Consider the following 16,271-nt stretch of genomic DNA (forward strand, 5'->3'; position numbering starts at 1 on the left):
TTTTGAAGAAGAAAGATAAAATCCAGTCACCCATTTTAGATGAAACGCTCCCGCATCAAATGAATTTCCCATCTTTTAAAGGAACAGGAAAGAAGATGCAACAACCTTTCATAAATCAATATGACGTCGTAATCGGAGACAGTAAATATGATTCCGAGAACAGTCCACTTCACAATTGGAGTGATGATGTAGATCCTGCCATTATGGCTGGAGAAGAATGGATCCATCCTACAAATGATATTGGTTGGATTTCAGAAGAAAATCAAGAGTTACTAAAAAAAGAAGGAGATAATAAGAAGGATACTTTTATGCATCCGCAATTTGGCATTAATGACTAAAAAACCATTCTACCTATGTTAGGTAGAATGGTTTCATACTATCCAATAATAATTCTCTCTTTCGGATATTTATAGCGAGGTGGCTGTTCTCTTCCGCCACTAGCTAGTATAAATGTTAAAATACCGACACGCCCGATAAACATAAGTACAATGAGTACAAGTTTACCAACAGTTGTTAAATCTGGCGTAATACCTGTCGATAGTCCTGTCGTCCCGAAAGCAGAACAGACTTCAACAATTAAACTCATAAGCGGTACATTTTCCGTAATAGATAAAATAAATAGTGCTGTGGCACATAATAAAATCCCCATTGTCATAACAACAGATGCTTTCAGCACGTCCTCTTCATGTAGCTGACGTTTGAAGACTCTAACCGTTCTCCCGCCTCTTGCAAAAGTGTATAGTGACAATATACTAACAGCAAATGTCGTTGTACGTATCCCGCCCCCAACCGAACTTGGAGATGCTCCTATAAACATTAATATACTCATAAATAAAAGCGTCGGTTGTGACAATTCAAGTATATCCATTGTAGCAAGTCCCCCGCTTCGCGTCGTCACAGATTGGAATAGTGTATAGAAAACTGTTTCATGCCATGACTTTCCTGCTAAAAAATGATTTCGTTCTAGTAAAAAAATCATAATCGTTCCAACGACCACGAGCGCAAAAAATGTTGTTGTCGTCAATTTTGTAAATAGCGAAAAACGAAATAGTTGCTGTCTCCTTTTACTAAGGAATTGTTTCACTTCCATTAATACAGGGAAGCCGATTGCTCCTAAAATAATAAGTAACATATGAATCATTTGAACAATGTAATCTTTTTTATACGGAATTAGCGATTGTCCTGTTAAATCAAATCCGCCGTTCGTAGTTGCACTAACAGCTGCAAAAAAACCGTGAAAATAAGCTTCTTGCCAAGTTGGAAAGTAAAGTAAGAATCTTGTACCTAATAATATTGCTCCAATAAGCTCTATTGAAATAATTACAATTAAAATAGAACGCATCAATTCTACAAGACCTGATAAATTCCCTTGATTATGGTCTGCCATAATGAGTCTTCTTCTCTGCAAACCAATCTTTTTTCCTGTTATAATCCAAACGAATGTACCTAACGCCATAATTCCTAAACCGCCCAATTGTAAAATAAGGGCTAAAATAATAATTCCTGCCGTAGTAAATGTATCTGAAATCGTAACAACAGACAGGCCCGTAACACTTACCGCACTAACCGATGTAAAAAGTGCATCTATAAATGTCCATTTGACACCAGGCTTCGTAACAAACGGTAAACTAAGCAATATCACCGATACAACTACCGCTAATAAATAAAACAGAACAATGAGTTGTACAGGGCGTAATTTTTGTAAAAACTTTTTTATATCTCTCATTCCATCACTTCGCTACCTTTTTTCTATCGATTAAATAAAGAAAAATCTTTACTTTCTTTATTTGTAAATAACTGCTCAAATATTTTAGCAAATACCATTCCATACACAGTTCCATTACCTCCATATGGCAATGCATAAAATAAATTATGTATCTTATTATCTTCTTTTAAAATAGGGAGACCATCATGACTACCGCCAAATGCTGCCGCCCAATAGTAGTCTGCCTGTATATCTTTATACTGCGGGAACATCTCTTTTATAATGTTAATAAGGACATCACGCTTATGCAATAATTTCGTATCACCGATTGTTTGAATTTGCATTGCTTCATCTAATCCGCCTACAATAATACGGTTTTTATACGTTCGAAAATATAAATACGGCCGTGCTGTTTCCCAAATTAATGATCGCTCATACCAACCTTCAAACTGATCTATTTCATTTGTTACAATTGCATAAGAAGTTTCTACTATTGTATTTTTTTCTTTCTTTCCAAAAAGTGCTTCATAACCCGTCGCCATAATAATATTCTTTGCTACAATTTGATTTCCTGTTTTCGTATAACAAATTAAATCATTTTGACGTTTTTTTATATGTATGGCCTCTGTATGTTCATATATAGTAGCACCCATTTGATTTGCTTTATGCAAAAGGCTATGCGCTAATAAATACGGATTTACCTCAGCATCACCGTGTGTATATAATGCCGCTTGTTTTGTAAAAGGATACCGTTCCTTAATATCAGATGCTGTAAAATACTCAACTGGAAACTCATAATTCTGTAACGTTTTGTATTCCTCTTGTAAAAATGAGACATCTTCACTTTTACTTGCATAATATAAACTGTTTCGCGGAATAAACTGGGGATCGATATCGAGAGTCGGTACAACTTTCTCCATTGTTCGTAACGCTTCGTAACAAAGCTTATATGCTCGCACCCCTTTTTCTTCGCCAAATGTATGGATAAGTGAGGTTAACGATTTATCATGAAGAAATTGTAATAACCCTGTATTAGCAGCTGTGCTGCCACATGAAATCATATTTTTTTCAATAAGTGTAACGCACATTCCCATTTTCGCTAACGAATACGCTATTTGAGCACCCGCTTCGCCACTTCCAACTACAAGCACATCACATATCATATCATTTTCTAACGATGGATAACAAGGCATAGAAGCTCCTGTATCCCAAAACAACTTACCAATCATAAGCTTCATAATTATACTCCTAAAATATAAATTTCTCCTTTCTATGTTTTGTTATTTTACATAAAAAAATCCAACTAACATATGCTAGTTGGATTTTTTATTTTTACTTAGAGCGCTCGTCAAGCCAGTCTCCAATCGTCGGATACGTTTGTTTTACCGCTGTTCCACCGTAAACAATCGACATATGTCCCGTTGGTAAACATACATATTGTTTATCTGTGCTAGAAATATGATCTAGCAACGCTTCTACTTGGCACGGCAGGGCGATATGATCACGTTTCCCTGAAATATTTAAGACATTCGCCTTAATATTTGCAAGGTCTACCTTTTGTCCGCGAATAACGAGTTCACCCTTAACCAATTTATTATTTTGATAAAAATCACGAATCCACTGTCTGTATGATTCACCTGGGAACGGAATGCCATCGCCAACCCACTTTTGAACTAACCTCCAGCTTTCAACGAAGCGCTCATTCTCTGAACGATCTACTAAAGCAACATATGGACCAACAAAGTTCGTAATTGGTTTTAACATTTTGTTTCCGAAATCAATCATTTCTGGCGGAATATTTCCAAATGTATCAACCGCTTTATCTAGATTGAAGTATTTCTCATCTAATAAAGGACCATATAATCCTGTTTCAGAGAAATCAAAAGGACTTGTCATAAAGATTAGGTTACGAATTGGCATGTGCGGATGAAGTGCCGCATAAATAGAAGTTAGCGTTCCCCCCATGCAATAACCAAGTAAAGAAATCTCGTCCGATTTTGCAGTTCGCATTACTTTTTTCACTGCTTTTGCAATATAATCAAACACAAAATCATCAAATTTCAAATGACTATCTTCTAAACCAAATGTGCCCCAATCAAGCATATACACATCAAAACCACGGTCCACTAAATATTCCACTAAACTATTTCCAGGAGTTAAATCCATAATATATGGTTTATTAATAAGAGCATATATTAATAGAATTGGGACTCTTTGTGTTTTTTCTTGTTTTGGAATGTAGCGATAAAGCTTCGTCTTATTCTTCGTCCAAATAACCTCTTTCGGCGTTAATCCTACTTGTGGCTCTGGTTCACGTAATAAAATTTCACTCGCCCTTTTCACTCGGCGATATGCTTTTCGGTACTCTTCTGGGTATAGCTCTAATTGCTTTTCCCATTCTGTTGCGAATGTAGTCATTTTTCTATCTCCTTTTTGGTCAATTTCCTTCTAAAAAAAGAAGTGCATTCCTGCTATGGATATGCACTTTTTTCTTACTTCATTACATATATAATCCGCCGTTAATGTTTAATTGCTGACCTGTGATATAAGCACCGTCACGGCATAGGTATACTACACCTTTTGCAATTTCATCAGCTTGACCAAAACGTTTTTTCGGGATTTTCGCAACGATTTTTTGGCGTACTTCTTCTGGTACTTCTGCTACCATTTCAGTATCAATAAACCCTGGGCAAATAGCGTTTACAGTTACATTTGTTTTTGCAAGCTCTAATGCTAATGATTTTGTAAATCCTAGCATACCTGCTTTCGCTGCTGAGTAGTTTGTTTGTCCAAATCCACCCGCTTGACCAATAATAGAAGAAATGCTAATAATTCTACCTTCTTCCGCTTCCGTTATGTATGGAAGTACCGCGCTTGTCGTATTAAACACACTGCTTAAGTTCACGTCAATTACGCGTTCCCAATCTTCACGATTTAACTTTTTGAATGTACGATCTCTTGTAATACCAGCATTATTAACAAGAATATCAACTTTACCAAAATGATTCACTGCTTCTTCTACAAGTCGGTTTGCGTCTTCTACTTTAGAAACATCTGCTTGAACTGCATAAACGTCATGTCCTTCTTTTCCTAGTTCATTTACTAAGTTTTCAGCTGCTTCTTTACTGCTGTTATAGTTAATAACAACTTTTGCGCCCTCTTGTGCTAACGCTACTGTGATTGCTTTTCCAATCCCTTTTGCCCCACCTGTTACGATTGCTACTTTGCCATTTAATTGAACCATTTCTTTTCCCCCTTAAATGAATTTGTGAACGACTATTATGAATCATTTTGGTACTCATACTATGGAGTCCCTATATAATTATGTTTCGCTGTTTATACATAGAAAAGAGATTCTCCCTTTCTCTTTCATATGTTATAAACAAGCGCTATTATCACTTTTTATTTTCTGGCTTATTCGTAGGTTTTACTTCTTCTTTTACAGGTTCTTGTAGTTTTGCTAGTACTGCATTTTGCTTTTCTAGCAATTCTAAAATTTGATCAACTTTCGTTTCTAATGTGCGAATATCTTGTTTTACTTTCGTAACATCGCGCTTTAATGTAGGAGCTTGTCCTACTGACTCTACCTTATCTTCTAGAAACTCCTCAATGTTATCCACTTTATTTTCTAAGTTAATAACAAGCGTAGCCACTCTAGCAATATCCTCTTTCGTAGGCACATTTACCTGCTCTAAATAATTTTTTGTCGTATCATTTAATGCTTTTTGATAAAACAAATTCAAATCTAGAACGCTGCCCATCCAAGCAGAATATTCTTCTGTTTTAATTGTTTCATTGAGCGCTTTTCCCCAAAATGTTTCGGTTTGTTCATAAGCATTTTTCCATGCTTGTAGTGGATCGAATTTTTGATCAATCACTTTACCTACACTCCCTTTTTCGTTTTTGAAACAATTCAACCTATTCATTATTTTCTAATATTCTGAATAAAACTTCAAGTCTATATTTTATTTTTTTCTATTTTCTAACAAATGTATTGACTTTAAAAACAGATAGGTGTAAATTGCACTTATAAGCAAAAAATTCCATCTAACTGATTCATGAGGTGATGCACAATCATGCTACATAATGAACCAGAACAACGCGAAAGTTTGGAGAACAACCAAGCAAAACAACCAAACTCCATGCCAAAAAACTTCTTAGTTCCCTTCTTACTTCTCTGTCTTAAAGACTGGAGTCTTCATGGTTACAAACTTATTCAAATGCTAATGGATATCGGCTTTTCTTCTGTTGACCAAGGTAATGTGTACAGAACACTACGCAAATTAGAAAAAGAAAACCTTATTTCTTCTACTTGGGATACAAGCGACGGAGGGCCAGCCAAAAGAATTTATTCTTTAACTGAATATGGAGAGCAATATTTAACAACATGTGCGACTTCTTTTGAGCATTATCAAAATATGTTGCGGACGTTTTTCACGTTATACACCAATGCATTCTTTCCATTTTCTACTTCTCCAGAAAAGGATGAAAAAGATTCTTCATCTTCACCTGGTGATACAGCAGAGTAATCTGCGTTCACAATATGTAAAAAAACATTTGGGGGTCAAACAATGGAAACTAAACCATACGAATTAGTCGATGCATTTTGGAAAAACTGGTCTCAATCACTTTCCCTTTTCTCTTCAGCTGGGAAACAATTAGAGCAACTTACTTTAGAAACATTAAAACAACAACAAGATGCTTTGCATAAATTAACATCAGGAGTAGATGAACTAGAAAAAGAACTGCAACAATTTACTACTCAATTCAATAATCAGTATACAGATTACGTGAAGCAATTAACTGGAAACTCCTTAAATGATCAAATTAATGAGTGGCAAGACAAATGGAAAGAGCTTTCTGCTCATATGCAACAGCTAACTGTTTCTCCTACAAAAACATCTTTGTCTATCCTTACTCAAACAAGCGGTCAATTTGAAGAAACAACGAAGCAATTTATTGAACAACAACAATTACAACGTGAAGAGGCTCAAAAACAGTTAGAAGGTTTTTTGGAAGATTTCAAGACAAAACAGTTGGAACTCGCAAAAAAGTTCGAGGAAAACTCAAAAAATCTATTTACTTCCATCAAGTAAGAAAAATGTGGGAGCTAACTGCAGCACAAACAAAACTCTTTCTTCCTCCTACTACATCAAGATGGCTAGCATTTTTCGATATGGAAAAGAAGGAGGACAAAATGAATCCATTTCAAGAAGCACAAACCGTCCCGGAGCTTCGTTATGATGAGATTCAAGTCGGTGATCAAGCATCACTTACAAAAACGATTACGGATGAGGACGTTATCAATTTTGCAAAATTGACTGGAGATGTGAATCCTATTCATATTTTAGATTCTTTTGCAAAAACAACAATGTTTAAAGAACGTATTGCTCATGGTATGCTCGTTTCAAGTTTTATTTCTACCATCCTTGGAACGAAACTCCCGGGTAAAAATACGATTTATTTATCTCAAAACGTTTCATTCCGCGCTCCTGTCAAAATCGGCGATACACTTCGCGTTGTGGCAGAGGTCATCAAAAAACGTGACGATAAAAAAATCATTACGTTGCAAACAAATATATATAATCAATCGGATGATATTGTCGTGGAAGGTACAGCGACAATACTAAAAAAAGAGTAGCAAAAATTGCTACTCTTTTTTCTATCCAATAACTTCTAATCACACCGATTACTTCCGCGTATGAGCACGCCGGTTCCACATAAAATAACGGTACCAGTTCAGATACATACTTAGCTGAACTGGATTACTCATAAGGATGTGTATCATCATGGCAAAAACAAACAAATTACTAGTTCCAGGTGCTGAACAAGCACTTGATCAATTTAAATATGAAATTGCACAAGAATTCGGCGTAAGCTTAGGGTCTAATACTGCATCACGTTCTAACGGATCAGTTGGCGGTGAAGTAACAAAACGTCTTGTTTCTTTAGCTCAACAACAATTACGTGGATAACAATATAACATATGGCTTAGAGGCAGATATTCTCTGCCTCTTTCTATTTTTAACATACATAATGGTGCTTTTTCACATACTAGTAAAAGCAAACTGAAAGGAACGATATGTAACATGAAACGGATTAACATTCACATGAGTCCTCCCCGTGTTCTTACTTTGTCTTTTATTATGTTATCAATTATCGGTACATGCTTATTAAAATTGCCAATTGCTACAACGACGTCTATTTCATGGCTCGATGCTTTATTTACAACCGTTTCTGCTTGTACGGTTACAGGGCTTGGTGTTGTGGACACTGGGAAAGTATTTACCTTATTTGGCCAATGTGTCATTTTAACACTTATACAAGTGGGCGGACTTGGCATTATGAGCTTTGCCGTTTTAATTGCGATTATGCTTGGCAGAAAAATTGGCCTTCAAAACCGAATTTTACTGCAACAAGCATTAAATCAAACGAATATAGGCGGTGTCATTCGTCTTGCCAAAGCATTATTTTTATTCTCTTTTACAGTCGAATGTATCGCTGCTTTCATTCTTTCTTTTGAATGGGTACCGAAATATGGGATTGCTAAAGGGATCTATTATAGCTTTTTTCATTCCATCTCTGCTTTTAACAATGCAGGTTTTTCTGTTTGGAGCGATAATTTAATGTCCCACTCTCACAGCATTCTTGTCAATCTCGTCATTTCCTCCCTCATTATTTTAGGTGGGATTGGTTTTACAGTAATCGTAGATATAAAAAGAAAGAAAAATTTTAAAAACCTTACATTACACTCAAAACTTATGCTCTCTTCTACTCTAATCATCAATATTATTGCGACTGTTTTTATTTTTATATTCGAGTTTCACAATTCTCTTTCTATGAGAGGCTTTACCCCATTTGAAGAAGGCATGGCTGCTTATTTCCAAGCTATTTCAACGCGTACTGCCGGGTTTAATACAGTTGATATTTCCGCATTATCAAAGCCTTCCCTTTTATTAATGATGCTTCTAATGTTTATCGGAGCCGGTAGTGCTTCAACTGGCGGTGGGATTAAATTAACAACCTTTTTAATCATGTTTTTTGGAGTATTTAAATTTTTACAAGAGCAAGATGATATTGTCGTGTTTAAAAAATCCATTAAAGATACTCTCATTGTCAAATCATTAACCATTGCTATTATTTCTATTTCATTTATTTTTTTTGCTATTTTAATTTTAAGCATTACTGAGCGAGTTCCTCTATTGATGAGTGCTTTTGAAGTATTTTCAGCATTTGGGACTGTCGGTCTCAGTATGAATTTCACACCACACTTAACGATGATTGGAAAAGCTATTATTATCTTTATGATGTTTTTTGGGAAGATGGGGCCTTTAACATTAGCTTTTTCATTTGCACGTAAAAAGAACCGGAAAATAAAATATCCGAATGAAGACATTTTAACAGGTTGACAACCGTATAAATTATCCATATAATGAGAGTACAATAGCATATCTCCAAAGGGGAGTAGCGTCCAAGAATATTTCTTGGAAACAAAGTCGTCATTACGTAGAACTTAGTTCTTCCGGCTTTGTTGGCATTTTCATTACATATGTCTAGCAAGACCTTTGCCTATTAACGGCAGAGGTCTTTTTTGCATTCATTACCAAATTCTTCCAAAGTTAATAGGCAGGAGTATGGGGAAACTAAATAGTGGGGAAATTCTTCACTTATTTAGTACTTATAGAAATGAGAGGAGAATGTACATGGATGTATCATTATTATTGGAGTATGGTTGGGTATTACTCATCCTAATTGCACTAGAGGGGATTTTAGCGGCTGACAACGCTCTTGTTCTTGCAATTATGGTAAAACATTTACCAGAAGAAAAAAGAAAGAAAGCACTATTTTATGGATTAGCAGGGGCATTTGTTTTCCGTTTCGGATCGTTATTTATGATTTCGTTCCTAGTGGACGTATGGCAAGTGCAAGCAATCGGTGCCATTTACCTTATGTTTATCGCTGGTAATCACTTATTTAAAACGTATGTTAAAAAGAATACAGATGAAGAAACAGAAGAAAAAGAAGCAAAGAAAAAACAAGAGAACTTTTGGTGGACTGTATTTAAAGTTGAAGTTGCAGATATCGCCTTCGCAGTTGATTCTATTTTAGCTGCTGTTGCATTAGCAATGACTTTACCAAAAACAGGATTAGGTACAATTGGTAGTCTTGATACTGGACAATTCGTTGTTATCTTTGTAGGTGGACTTATCGGATTAATCATTATGCGATTTGCGGCAACTGCTTTCGTACAAATTTTAAAACGTAAACCAGGACTTGAAACTGCGGCATTCTTAATTGTAGGTTGGGTTGGTGTGAAACTAGCAGTTTATACGTTAGCACACCCTGCATTAAATGTAATTCCGCACTCATTCCCAGAATCTACACCATGGAAGCTTACATTCTGGATTGTATTAGTTGGAATCGCAGCTGGTGGTTGGTTCTTCTCAAAAGAAGTAGAAACAAAAGTAGAAAAGAATTTAGACGAAAAAGCGCTGTAATTACAGTGCTTTTTCTTTTTTCCTTGTCCCCTCTCTATGTCCAGAAAAATTCTATTATACTATCTCCTGTAAACGCTTTCTTAATATATGTATGTCCTTTTTGTGAAACATTGCACAAACTTATTGAAACTATAAAAGAATCCATGTACTTTATTCATATAAGGAGTATTTATAGATGATGTACTAAAGGAGCGTATTACTCATGCTAGAACAAGGATTAGATTATGTTGTCAAACTGGCTAAGAGCAAAAAACAAATGTTAGATACAAACCCGATGCAATATTTCATTCGTGCAGCACTTGCGGGTATTTATATCGGTTTTATTATTGTTCTATGCTTTAAATTAGGTAACTTTTTTCACATTGCAGATTCACCAGCAACTTATTTAGCTGCTTCTATGTTTTTCGGAATTGCTCTCGTACTTATTATATATGGTGGTGCTGAATTGTTTACTGGAAACACAATGTACTTCACTGTAGCAACATTAAGAAAAGAAACAACACTATCTGATACACTTCGTAACTGGGTTGCTTGTTATGCAGGTAACTTAGCGGGTGCTTTATTCTTTGCCTTACTATTTTACGCAACTGGCATTTTTGAAGCAATTGATCACGGTCATTTCATGAATAAAGTAGTAGAAGGAAAAATGAATACACCTACAATGCAACTATTCTTTAAAGCAATTTTATGTAACTGGCTTGTATGTCTTGCTTGTTTCTTACCTTCTCAAGTTAAAGGTGATACAGCAAAAATTATGATGATGATGATGCTCGTTTTCACATTCTTCTTATCTGGTTACGAGCATAGCATCGCAAACTTATCACTGTTTGCTTTATCTTTAATTTCACCGCATCCTGAGACAATTTCTTTTGCAGGTGCTATTCATAACTTAATTCCAGTTACAATCGGTAACATTATTGGTGGGTCTGTATTTGTCGGTATGGTATACCATTACTTAACAAAGAAAGTACCTGACGTGAAACAAGAAGAAACTGAATTAGGAGCAGCTCAACAAGAAGAAATCATTCCGTTGCAAGCGCATATGAAACATTAAAAACTCCAAAGTTTTACTTTGGAGTTTTTAGCTCCCCACATATTTAACAACAAGATTAGGATTAATCTCTCCTTCTTCCTTTCCCTTATTCATTCTCTGTTTCATCTTATGCATACCGATGACATCATTCGTATGAAAGTGTATTTCATTTACATATAAACCCTCTTTACAAAAAGCTTCGACAAAATCTAATCCACTTTTTTCTCCCCATCCCATATTGAAATCAAGGGAAAGAACATTCACCTCATAATCTCGTACCATTTGCAAAGCACATTCTACTGTAGTTGCGAGCACGTAACCGTACGGACAACTTCTTTGATCATCCATATATACATTCATTTTCTATCCCCTCTCTATTTTGCATACGTGACCAACATGTAACATATTGCCCCAAGACTAATAAAAGGACCAAACGGTATTTGAGTCCTCATTTTCATACGTTTTAATACGAGACCAGCTCCAAAGAAACAAAGACTAAAGCAAGATGCTAAAAATAAAACGATAAAAATCCCTTTCAGTCCCACTATAAATCCAAGTAACGAAAGTAATTTTATATCCCCTCCCCCAAGCCCTTCTGGATATATCTTTTGCATGCAGTATAACAAAATGAATATAACGCAACTACCAACTATACTATCTATCCAGGTGACTAACGGTATAAAAGCACATTCTAAAATGAGTAAACAAGCAAACCAAGCTAAAATACGATTTGGAATTAACATATATATGTAATCTGTAACTGAAATAATAAGAAGTAACGAAAAAAGTGATAAAACGATAATAAGCTCTCGTTCCACCCCAATCATATATACAGTAAGAAGGCATATCATTCCAGTTACAAGTTCAAATACTACGTACAAAATTGAAATTTTTCTCTTACAATTCGTACAACGCCCTCTTTGCATACAAAAAGAAATGATTGGAATCAATTCTTTTGGCTTTAGCACATACTTACAATAATGACAATATGAACGCGGGGTTATGATAGACTCCCCTAGCGGAACTCTCATCGCAATTACCATAAAAAAAGAACCAAACACCATCCCCGCTAACAATGCATATACATAAGTGAACATCCCTTCCTCTCCTTTCCAGAAGAACATAGCAAAAAAAGGAGAGAACTTCTACTTCATATTATCTCTATTCTATTAAAAAAGCAGGCCATTTTCTGGCCTGCTTTCCCCTATTTTATACGATGAAATATACTGCTTTTAATGGTCCATGTACTCCGACCACAAGATTCATTTCTATATCTGCCGAGTTACTAGGTCCTGTAATAAAGTTAATACAAGATGCCACTGTCTCGCCATTTTCTACACGCTTGTTCATATCCTCAACTGCTTGTGTAATACGAGGTACAAGTGTTTCACGTGGAATAATAGCAAGGTATACAGTCGGTAAAAAGTGTAAAGAACGGCCTTGGCCTTTATGACTTTGTACAACGATCGTACCAGATTCGGCTAAAGTATAATCACTAAATGCAATTCCAATATTCGCTCTTTCCGCGATACGCATATTCTCTTCTTTTTTCTCAGGATCCCATACGTTCACTTCAACATTTTGCTTTGGAAGTTCTTCTTTAAATAAAGAAGTCAATCCATAAAAATCAAAACGTTCATCTGCCGATAACATAATAGGTCCCCCGCCGTTTTCAACGATTACTTTTTGAATATCTTCACGTAAACGGTCATTTGTCGTTTCCACAACAGTTGTATGAATGTTTGTACATTGATTTTTAAATACTTCTAACAATTCTTCTTGTGAATAATTTTTTAACGTTTCTTTATTCACATTGTTTTTCCATACTGGACGTTTTACACCATCCGTTTTACGCGTGCGTCCAAGTTCTTTTGCAATATTTTCTAGAAAGGACTCACGGTTTTGAATTAATCCTGTCATTATTTGTCCCCGCCTTTCTTATGATCTTTATACCAATCACGGAATCGTTCTTTACTTGGAGCCGGGAATTCACGAATATCTGTCCAGTTTTTAAGTGGCCCAACACCTTTTGATACACGGTTACCAGATGTAAATGGACTCATTGCTGCTGGCGCCATCTTTGATCCCATTTTATATAAAGCTGCTGAAGATGCACCCATACTAAACATTTTCATTGCTAATTTTTCTGCAAGTGGAGCACGCCCTTCTTGCTCAACGATAACTTGACGATGTTTTAATAATAAATCATGCAATGGAATTTTTACTGGACAAGCTTCTGTACACGCTCCGCATAAACTAGAAGCATAAGGAAGCTCTTTGTAATCATCATATCCACCTAAAAGTGGTGTTAATACCGCCCCAATTGGTCCTGAGTATATAGAACCATATGAATGTCCACCAACATGTCGATATACAGGGCATACGTTCACACAAGCAGCACAACGAATACATTGCAACACTTGACGGAATTCAGATCCGAGAATTTGAGAACGACCATTATCAACCACAACTAAGTGGAATTCTTCTGGGCCATCTACTTCCTCTTCTTGAATTGGTCCCGCTACCGTTACATAACTTGTTAACTTTTGACCTACTGCACTACGACATAGTAAACCAACTAAAACATCTAATTCTTCCATTGTCGGAACCATACGTTCCATACCCATAACCGCAATTTGTGTTTTTGGAATCGACATAACAAGGTCGGCATTACCTTCATTTGTTACTAAACAAAGAGAGCCAGTATTTGCAACAGCGAAGTTACAACCTGTCACACCAATTTCAGCATCCATAAATTTTTCACGAAGTTGTTTACGAACAAACTTTGTCATTTCGTATGGATCATCAGAATTTTCATAGCCAAGCTTTTCTTTAAATACGTCACGAATTTGCGTTCTATTTTTATGAAGAGCAGGCGCAATAATATGTGAAGGTGGATCGTTATCTACTTGCAGAATATACTCTCCTAGATCACTTTCTAACACTTCACAACCGATTTCTTCAAGCGCATGGTTCATACTAATTTCTTCTGTTACCATTGACTTTGATTTTACTACCTTTTTTGCCTGCTTCTTTTTTGCAACGTCTTGAATATACTTTGCTGCTTCCTCTTTCGTTTTCGCAAAGTACACATGTCCGCCTCTTTTGGATACATTTTCACTTAACTGCATTAAGTAATAATCAAGATTTTCTAACGTATGTTGACGAATTTCTTCACCGAGTTCACGCCATTCTTCCCAGTTTCCTAATTCATCTGCTGCTTTTAAACGATTCGTATATAAGCGTGTTTGTGCAGAAGATACTGCTCCGCGCATAAACGAATCTTGAATTCCATCGCCAACGCGATCATTAAATTTTTTCTCACTGATTTTCATAGACATAGCTTATGTTCCCCCTTCATGAGCGACTATTCAGTACCTCAGCAATATGCATTACTTTTATTTCTTTTCCTAAACGCTCAATACGTCCGCCAATGTTTAACAAACACCCACAATCTGCACCGATTAAATAATCAGCGCCTGTTTCCATTGCACTATCTACCTTTTCATCTACCATTTGCTCAGAAATTGGAGTCATCTTCACTGAAAACGTTCCCCCAAACCCGCAACAATTTTGCACATTTGGTAACTCTCTCACAGTTAACCCTTTTACATTTGATAATAAAATTCCTGGTGCCTCTGTTACTCCAAGCATACGTGTCATATGACATGATTTATGAATAGTAGCAATCCCTGGTAAACTTGCACCAACATCAGTAACCTTTAAAACGTCTACAATAAATTGTGTAAATTCATATGTTTTATCAGCAACTTTTTGTGCACGTTTAGCCCACTTCGGATCATCTTTAAAAACATGCGGATACTCATGAAACATTGTCGCACAAGAACCAGATGGCGTAACGATATATTCTGCATCTTCAAAAGTTTCAATCATATGTTTCATCGCTTCTTTTGCAGCTTCTACATGGCCGCTATTATAAGCAGGCTGACCGCAACAAACTTGTGCTTCTGGAAATTCAATTTCACAACCTAAACGCTCCAACACCTCAACTGTTGCTTTGCCGACATTTGTTTCAAACATATCGACTAAACAAGTAACAAATAAAGTAACTTTCATAATTATTACTCCCCCTTTTTACAACTCCACCAACAAACATATGGTCATCAGATGACTAAGGAGAGAAGAAATAGGCTCAACCATGGCCTATCCTCTCCCTCTTCTAAAGAAAACGCTTACTTAATCTCTCTCTATTTTATCAGAAAATTAGATTTTTAAAAGATTAAATTAAGAATTTATATCGTTTCTACCTGTGACAATATGTTCTACATTTGTTAAATGATCTAGCATTGCTTGCTGCGCTAATTCTACATCTTGCTTTAACACCGCATCATATATAACTTGATGCTCTTCTATAAGTCGTTCTGATGTTGTTTGTTCACCATATAAAATAATGCGTCTTGATTCACCAATCGTTTCAGCAATCATCTCTGAAACATGATTCATGAGTTCAAGCAAAATGTTGTTATGCGAAGATTCCGCAATTCCCATATGGAACTGAAAATCTGCTTTTTCACCAGCCTTTTCATCTCCAATGCTCTTTGCCATTTCATCTAACCAATGCTTCATATTTTGCAAATTATCTTCCGTACGTTTTGCCGCAGCTGCTCGAACTGCCCCCACTTCAAGCACCTTTCGTACTTCTAATAAATTCAAAATATCTTCTTTCTTCATCAATAATCTATTGTTTAATGATTTTGTTAATGAAGAAGAATCAAAATTCTTCACATATGTACCTTCTCCTTGTTTCATCTCAATTAAGCCCATCGCTCTTAGCGCACTTAGCGCTTCACGAACAGCAGATCTGCCAACTTGAAACTGCTCAGCTAATTGATGTACAGGAAGTAGTTTGTCACCAGGTTTTAACGTACCATTTTTAATCATTGTTAAAATAGCTTCAGATACTTCTTCGTAAATTTTTTTCGGTTTAATAGATTTGTACTCCAGTTAAATCACCTCAGTATCTTCCAAACAACAATTGAAACGATTTATAAGAACTTTGCATCATAACCATTTT

Annotated in this window: 19 protein-coding genes and 1 riboswitch; of the genes, 8 read left to right on the plus strand and 11 right to left on the minus strand. The window is 35.9% G+C overall.

Annotated features, from left to right (window positions below; genetic code table 11):
- Positions 1–2 precede the first annotated feature (2 nt).
- Positions 3–338, plus strand: a complete 336-nt coding sequence (locus ACTFNE_RS16380) for a DUF3905 domain-containing protein (RefSeq protein WP_000725962.1) — start codon at positions 3–5, stop codon at positions 336–338.
- A gap of 38 nt (positions 339–376) precedes the next feature.
- Here the strand turns inward: ACTFNE_RS16380 and ACTFNE_RS16385 are convergent, their stop codons facing one another.
- The 5 genes from ACTFNE_RS16385 to phaR form a co-directional block, all read right to left on the minus strand.
- The gene (locus tag ACTFNE_RS16385; RefSeq protein WP_001204709.1) at positions 377–1,726 is read right to left on the minus strand and encodes a TrkH family potassium uptake protein; all 1,350 of its coding nucleotides are present in this window, start codon (positions 1,724–1,726) and stop codon (positions 377–379) included.
- A gap of 23 nt (positions 1,727–1,749) precedes the next feature.
- Entirely contained in the window at positions 1,750–2,943 is a 1,194-nt protein-coding gene (locus ACTFNE_RS16390; RefSeq protein ID WP_000772470.1) for an NAD(P)/FAD-dependent oxidoreductase, read from the minus strand.
- A gap of 94 nt (positions 2,944–3,037) precedes the next feature.
- Positions 3,038–4,123 carry a class III poly(R)-hydroxyalkanoic acid synthase subunit PhaC gene (phaC, locus tag ACTFNE_RS16395; protein WP_000206335.1) on the minus strand — a complete coding sequence of 362 codons (1,086 nt, stop codon included), beginning with the start codon at positions 4,121–4,123 and terminating at the stop codon, positions 3,038–3,040.
- Positions 4,124–4,205: 82 nt separating this feature from the next.
- On the minus strand, positions 4,206–4,949 hold the full coding sequence (locus ACTFNE_RS16400; protein WP_000250412.1) for an acetoacetyl-CoA reductase: 744 nt from the start codon (positions 4,947–4,949) through the stop codon (positions 4,206–4,208).
- Between the two features lie 151 nt (positions 4,950–5,100).
- Positions 5,101–5,583, minus strand: coding sequence for a polyhydroxyalkanoic acid synthase subunit PhaR (phaR, locus tag ACTFNE_RS16405; RefSeq protein ID WP_000566940.1), 483 nt, complete (start codon positions 5,581–5,583; stop codon positions 5,101–5,103).
- Between the two features lie 198 nt (positions 5,584–5,781).
- Between phaR and phaQ the strand changes: the two genes are divergently transcribed.
- The 7 genes from phaQ to ACTFNE_RS16440 all read left to right on the plus strand — a co-directional run bounded on the left by phaQ (position 5,782) and on the right by ACTFNE_RS16440 (position 11,257).
- Positions 5,782–6,234, plus strand: a complete 453-nt coding sequence (gene phaQ / locus ACTFNE_RS16410) for a poly-beta-hydroxybutyrate-responsive repressor (protein WP_000903020.1) — start codon at positions 5,782–5,784, stop codon at positions 6,232–6,234.
- Between the two features lie 42 nt (positions 6,235–6,276).
- Positions 6,277–6,801 (plus strand): polyhydroxyalkanoic acid inclusion protein PhaP, encoded by a 525-nt coding sequence (gene phaP, locus ACTFNE_RS16415; RefSeq protein ID WP_000448589.1) that lies wholly within the window; start codon positions 6,277–6,279, stop codon positions 6,799–6,801.
- A 101-nt stretch (positions 6,802–6,902) separates the two neighbouring features.
- Positions 6,903–7,346 carry a MaoC family dehydratase gene (locus tag ACTFNE_RS16420; protein WP_001067916.1) on the plus strand — a complete coding sequence of 148 codons (444 nt, stop codon included), beginning with the start codon at positions 6,903–6,905 and terminating at the stop codon, positions 7,344–7,346.
- A gap of 148 nt (positions 7,347–7,494) precedes the next feature.
- Positions 7,495–7,680 (plus strand): alpha/beta-type small acid-soluble spore protein, encoded by a 186-nt coding sequence (locus tag ACTFNE_RS16425; protein ID WP_001140707.1) that lies wholly within the window; start codon positions 7,495–7,497, stop codon positions 7,678–7,680.
- Between the two features lie 114 nt (positions 7,681–7,794).
- Positions 7,795–9,114 carry a TrkH family potassium uptake protein gene (locus tag ACTFNE_RS16430; RefSeq protein WP_000822320.1) on the plus strand — a complete coding sequence of 440 codons (1,320 nt, stop codon included), beginning with the start codon at positions 7,795–7,797 and terminating at the stop codon, positions 9,112–9,114.
- 38 nt (positions 9,115–9,152) lie between these two features.
- Positions 9,153–9,318, plus strand: a riboswitch (yybP-ykoY riboswitch).
- A 90-nt stretch (positions 9,319–9,408) separates the two neighbouring features.
- Complete coding sequence (locus ACTFNE_RS16435) at positions 9,409–10,203, plus strand: TerC family protein (RefSeq protein ID WP_000383322.1); 795 nt, start codon at positions 9,409–9,411, stop codon at positions 10,201–10,203.
- 202 nt (positions 10,204–10,405) lie between these two features.
- A complete protein-coding gene (locus ACTFNE_RS16440) occupies positions 10,406–11,257 on the plus strand; it encodes a formate/nitrite transporter family protein (protein WP_000893050.1) in 852 nt (283 codons plus the stop codon).
- Between the two features lie 27 nt (positions 11,258–11,284).
- Here ACTFNE_RS16440 and ACTFNE_RS16445 read toward each other — a convergent pair whose 3' ends face one another.
- The 6 genes from ACTFNE_RS16445 to ACTFNE_RS16470 all read right to left on the minus strand — a co-directional run bounded on the left by ACTFNE_RS16445 (position 11,285) and on the right by ACTFNE_RS16470 (position 16,171).
- Entirely contained in the window at positions 11,285–11,596 is a 312-nt protein-coding gene (locus ACTFNE_RS16445) for a cyclic-phosphate processing receiver domain-containing protein (RefSeq protein ID WP_001103780.1), read from the minus strand.
- A gap of 14 nt (positions 11,597–11,610) precedes the next feature.
- The gene (locus ACTFNE_RS16450) at positions 11,611–12,333 is read right to left on the minus strand and encodes a prepilin peptidase (RefSeq protein WP_000495748.1); all 723 of its coding nucleotides are present in this window, start codon (positions 12,331–12,333) and stop codon (positions 11,611–11,613) included.
- A 112-nt stretch (positions 12,334–12,445) separates the two neighbouring features.
- Positions 12,446–13,156 (minus strand): LutC/YkgG family protein, encoded by a 711-nt coding sequence (locus ACTFNE_RS16455; RefSeq protein WP_270706063.1) that lies wholly within the window; start codon positions 13,154–13,156, stop codon positions 12,446–12,448.
- Positions 13,156–14,577: a LutB/LldF family L-lactate oxidation iron-sulfur protein gene (locus tag ACTFNE_RS16460; protein WP_000061914.1), complete on the minus strand. Its 1,422-nt coding sequence runs from the start codon at positions 14,575–14,577 to the stop codon at positions 13,156–13,158. Before ACTFNE_RS16460 ends, ACTFNE_RS16455 begins: the two co-directional genes overlap by 1 nt.
- 16 nt (positions 14,578–14,593) lie before the next feature.
- Positions 14,594–15,313 carry a (Fe-S)-binding protein gene (locus ACTFNE_RS16465; protein WP_000869149.1) on the minus strand — a complete coding sequence of 240 codons (720 nt, stop codon included), beginning with the start codon at positions 15,311–15,313 and terminating at the stop codon, positions 14,594–14,596.
- Between the two features lie 168 nt (positions 15,314–15,481).
- Complete coding sequence (locus ACTFNE_RS16470) at positions 15,482–16,171, minus strand: FadR/GntR family transcriptional regulator (RefSeq protein WP_269430685.1); 690 nt, start codon at positions 16,169–16,171, stop codon at positions 15,482–15,484.
- Positions 16,172–16,271: the final 100 nt, after the last annotated feature.

Origin of the sequence: Bacillus cereus group sp. MYBKT111-2 (genome assembly GCF_051915205.1) — a bacterium.
In the GTDB taxonomy this organism is placed as follows: domain Bacteria; phylum Bacillota; class Bacilli; order Bacillales; family Bacillaceae_G; genus Bacillus_A; species Bacillus_A paranthracis.

Bases quoted from the DNA above. Each gene is read 5' to 3' on its own strand.
- ACTFNE_RS16385 (WP_001204709.1), bottom strand. From the start codon at position 1,726: ATGAGAGATATAAAAAAGTTTTTACAAAAATTACGCCCTGTACAACTC.
- ACTFNE_RS16390 (WP_000772470.1), bottom strand. From the start codon at position 2,943: ATGAAGCTTATGATTGGTAAGTTGTTTTGGGATACAGGAGCTTCTATG.
- phaC (WP_000206335.1), bottom strand. From the start codon at position 4,123: ATGACTACATTCGCAACAGAATGGGAAAAGCAATTAGAGCTATACCCA.
- ACTFNE_RS16400 (WP_000250412.1), bottom strand. From the start codon at position 4,949: ATGGTTCAATTAAATGGCAAAGTAGCAATCGTAACAGGTGGGGCAAAA.
- phaQ (WP_000903020.1), top strand. From the start codon at position 5,782: ATGCTACATAATGAACCAGAACAACGCGAAAGTTTGGAGAACAACCAA.
- phaP (WP_000448589.1), top strand. From the start codon at position 6,277: ATGGAAACTAAACCATACGAATTAGTCGATGCATTTTGGAAAAACTGG.
- ACTFNE_RS16420 (WP_001067916.1), top strand. From the start codon at position 6,903: ATGAATCCATTTCAAGAAGCACAAACCGTCCCGGAGCTTCGTTATGAT.
- ACTFNE_RS16425 (WP_001140707.1), top strand. From the start codon at position 7,495: ATGGCAAAAACAAACAAATTACTAGTTCCAGGTGCTGAACAAGCACTT.
- ACTFNE_RS16430 (WP_000822320.1), top strand. From the start codon at position 7,795: ATGAAACGGATTAACATTCACATGAGTCCTCCCCGTGTTCTTACTTTG.
- ACTFNE_RS16435 (WP_000383322.1), top strand. From the start codon at position 9,409: ATGGATGTATCATTATTATTGGAGTATGGTTGGGTATTACTCATCCTA.
- ACTFNE_RS16440 (WP_000893050.1), top strand. From the start codon at position 10,406: ATGCTAGAACAAGGATTAGATTATGTTGTCAAACTGGCTAAGAGCAAA.
- ACTFNE_RS16445 (WP_001103780.1), bottom strand. From the start codon at position 11,596: ATGAATGTATATATGGATGATCAAAGAAGTTGTCCGTACGGTTACGTG.
- ACTFNE_RS16450 (WP_000495748.1), bottom strand. From the start codon at position 12,333: ATGTTCACTTATGTATATGCATTGTTAGCGGGGATGGTGTTTGGTTCT.
- ACTFNE_RS16455 (WP_270706063.1), bottom strand. From the start codon at position 13,156: ATGACAGGATTAATTCAAAACCGTGAGTCCTTTCTAGAAAATATTGCA.
- ACTFNE_RS16460 (WP_000061914.1), bottom strand. From the start codon at position 14,577: ATGTCTATGAAAATCAGTGAGAAAAAATTTAATGATCGCGTTGGCGAT.
- ACTFNE_RS16465 (WP_000869149.1), bottom strand. From the start codon at position 15,313: ATGAAAGTTACTTTATTTGTTACTTGTTTAGTCGATATGTTTGAAACA.